General features: G+C 69.1%; 2 protein-coding genes. Both read left to right on the top strand.

What is annotated here, in order from left to right; translation table 11 throughout:
* The first annotated feature begins 173 nt into the window (after window positions 1-173).
* The gene (locus AC1DQP_RS20720) at window positions 174-440 is read left to right on the top strand and encodes a putative signal transducing protein (protein WP_256774968.1); all 267 of its coding nucleotides are present in this window, start codon (window positions 174-176) and stop codon (window positions 438-440) included.
* A 30-nt stretch (window positions 441-470) separates the two neighbouring features.
* Entirely contained in the window at window positions 471-1121 is a 651-nt protein-coding gene (msrA, locus tag AC1DQP_RS20715; protein ID WP_478052459.1) for a peptide-methionine (S)-S-oxide reductase MsrA, read from the top strand.
* Window positions 1122-1204 lie beyond the last annotated feature (83 nt).

The following is a 1204-nucleotide window of genomic DNA, read 5'->3' as shown; positions in this document are numbered from 1 at the left end:
GCAATGTGCAGAGCCGGCCAGCGGCCGGCACTACCGGTTGTCTGGCGGGTCGTGGGGAGCCGGCCAGCGGCCGGCATTACCGGTTGTCTGGCGGATCATGGGGAGCCGGGCAGCGGTCGGCACGCCTTCAGCCCCCGGGGGTATGCTGGGCCGACGCCTTCCGGAGCCCGCCCATGCACGTGATCTACCAGGCCGACAACCTGTTCGATGCCCATCTGGTGAAACACGCGCTGGAAGACGCCGGCATCCCGGCGTTCGTGTTCGGCGAGTCGCTGCTGGGCGGGATGGGCGAACTGCCGCTGTTCGGGGTGCTGCGGGTCTGCGTGCCGGACCTGGCCCGTCCCGAGGCGGAAGACATCGTGGCCCGGCTCGACTTGGGCAGCGGCGGGGACGACCCCATATTCGATGGTGACGAAAGCGCCGGCCTGTTGCCGGCCTAGGAGAACGCCATGTTGGGCATTGCCAAGGGCTTGTTGGGAATCGGCGCGTTCAAACAGCGCCTGCCGCGTCCAGACGAGGCCCTGCCGGGCCGTGAGCACCCGCTGCCGCTGCACAACCAGCACTACGTCAACAGCCACCCGCTCAAGGACGGTTTCGCCGGCCTGCAGCGCATCCGCTTCGCGATGGGCTGCTTCTGGGGCGCCGAGCGCACGTTCTGGACCCTGCCGGGCGTGTATTCCACCTCCGTCGGCTACGCCGGGGGCGCCACCCCGAACCCCACCTACGAAGAAGTCTGCTCGGGTCTGACCGGGCATACCGAGATCGTCGAGGTGGTGTTCGACCCGGCGGTCATCTCCCTGGACAAGCTCCTGCAGGTCTTCTGGGAAAACCACGACCCCACCCAGGGCATGCGCCAGGGCAACGACACCGGCACCCAGTACCGCTCGGCCATCCACGCCACCCGCCAGGCCCAGTTCGACGCCGCCCTGGCCAGCCGCGACGCCTACCAGCAGCGCCTGACCGACGCCGGCCACGGTGCCATCACGACCGACATCGACTTCCCGGCCCCCGAGTACTACTACGCCGAGGATTACCACCAGCAGTACCTGGCCAAGAACCCCAACGGCTACTGCGGCATCGGCGGCACCGGCGTCAGCTGCCCGATCCGCGTGGATGCCTGAACCGGCGAGGGATGGGGTAGAGCCGAGCCATGCTCGGCTGCCTCCCCACCGACGCACCGCCTGCCGACACATCGGCCGGGCGG

Source organism: Stenotrophomonas sp. P5_A8 (assembly GCF_056400545.1).
The sequence above is the reverse complement of the archived record's forward strand: the minus strand, read 5'-3'. Positions and strand labels throughout refer to the sequence as shown.